Below are 1,679 nucleotides of genomic sequence, written 5' to 3'. Positions count from 1 at the left end.
CGATCTCCTGCACCAGGCTCAGGCCGAGCCCGGCGCCGGGCCCGGTCGCATGCCCGCGGTGGAAGGGCTTGAAGATCTGTTCGCGCAGCGCGGCCGGGATGCCGGGGCCGTCGTCGATGACCTCGATGTCGCCCGGCGGCATCACCCGCACCGTCACGGCCCCCATGCCGCCCGCGTGCTCGATCGCGTTGCGCACCAGGTTGGCCAGCGCGCGCGCGATCGCGTCGCGGTCGCCCTCGATCTCCACGCGCGCGGCCAGCGGCTCGAACGAGACCTCGTAGCCCGCGGCGAGCGCCAGCGGCGCCATCTCGGCCACCACCTCGCGCGCCATCGCCACCAGGTCGATGCGCTGGCGTCCCGTGCCATGGACCTTCATGCGCTGCAGGTCGAGCAGCTGTCCCGCCAGCACCGACAGCCGCGCGGCATCGGCCAGCAGCCGCGTGCGCTCCGCGCCCTCGGCCAGGTTCTCGATGCGCGTGTGGAGGATCGCGATCGGCGTGCGCAGCTCGTGCGCCGCGTCGGCCAGGAAGCGCTCCTGGCGCGCATGGCCGTCGTCCAGCCGCTGCAGGGCGTCGTTGAAGGCGCCGACCAGCGTCGCGACCTCGGCCGGTACTTCGGCCAGCGGCAGGCGCACGCCGCGCTGCTCGGCATCGATCTGGCCGGCGCGCGCCACGATGGCGTGCAGGCCCGAGAGCGTGCGCCGCACCACCACGTGGCTGGCCAGCAGCGTGGCCGCCACGGTGATCGCCAGGATCGGCAGCACCACCTCGAGCAGCACCAGCAGCAGCGACAGGCCGAGGTTGCGCCAGGTGATCGGGCTGTCGGCGCCGGTGAGGATCTGCACCGGGCCGGCGGCGGAGTCGACCCAGCGCATGCGCGCCGACTGCCGCGGCGGATCGCCCATGTTCCAGCCCAGCCGGGCCTGCCCCACGCCGTCGAGCGTGGCGCCGATGTCGGCGAATTCGTCCGGGATGCGGCCCTCGACCAGCCGGCCGCCCTGGCGATCGCGCACCGAGAACCACAGCGGCGGCTGCGCCTCGCGCAGTGCGGCGAGCCGCGACGTCGCGCGCATCGCGAGGCGGCCGTCGGCCTCGCGCATCACCGCCTCCTGCAGTATCTCGACGGTGTTCTCGGGCGAGCTGAAGTTGATCAGGTGCCCGGTGGCCACCAGGGCGCCGATCACCAGCAGCTGGATCGCCGCCTGCAGCAGCACCAGCCGGCGGACCAGGCGGCGCTTCAGTGAGGAAGGCGAGGAGGGCGCTGCGTTCGTCGCTGTGCTCATGGCACGGCCCGCAGCAGGTAGCCCACGCCGCGGATGCCGCAGATCTCCACGCCGGCGCCGGTGTCCGCGAGCTTCCTGCGCAGCCGCGAGACGTGGGTGTCCAGCGCGTTCGACTGGATCTCGACGTCGAAGCCGAACACCGCGCGTTCCAGTGCCTCGCGCAGCACGGTGCGGCCGCTGCGGCGCATCAGCAGCTCCAGCGCCAGCAGTTCGCGCCGCGGCAGCTCCATGCGATGCCCCGCCACGCTGGCTTCGCGGTGCGCGAGGTCGAAGCACAGGCGCGCGACCTGCAGCAGCTCCTGCCGGGTCTCGGCCGGGCGCCGCAGCAGCGCGCGCAGCCGCGCCAGCAGTTCCTCGACCGCGAAGGGCTTGCCCAGGTAGTCGTCGGCGCCCGCGT

2 protein-coding genes are annotated in these 1,679 nt (G+C 73.9%); both read right to left on the bottom strand.

Annotated elements, in window-relative coordinates:
- Window positions 1-1,282 (bottom strand): sensor histidine kinase (locus AC27VN_RS40790; RefSeq protein WP_490880409.1); only part of this gene is annotated, 1,282 nt, incomplete at its 3' end.
- On the bottom strand, window positions 1,279-1,679 hold a 401-nt coding region (locus AC27VN_RS40785), incomplete at its 5' end, for a winged helix-turn-helix domain-containing protein (RefSeq protein ID WP_490880408.1). The genes AC27VN_RS40785 and AC27VN_RS40790, both read right to left, overlap by 4 nt.

This window comes from Variovorax sp. 20P10.2.4 (assembly GCF_058244205.1).
The sequence above is the reverse complement of the archived record's forward strand: the minus strand, read 5'-3'. Positions and strand labels throughout refer to the sequence as shown.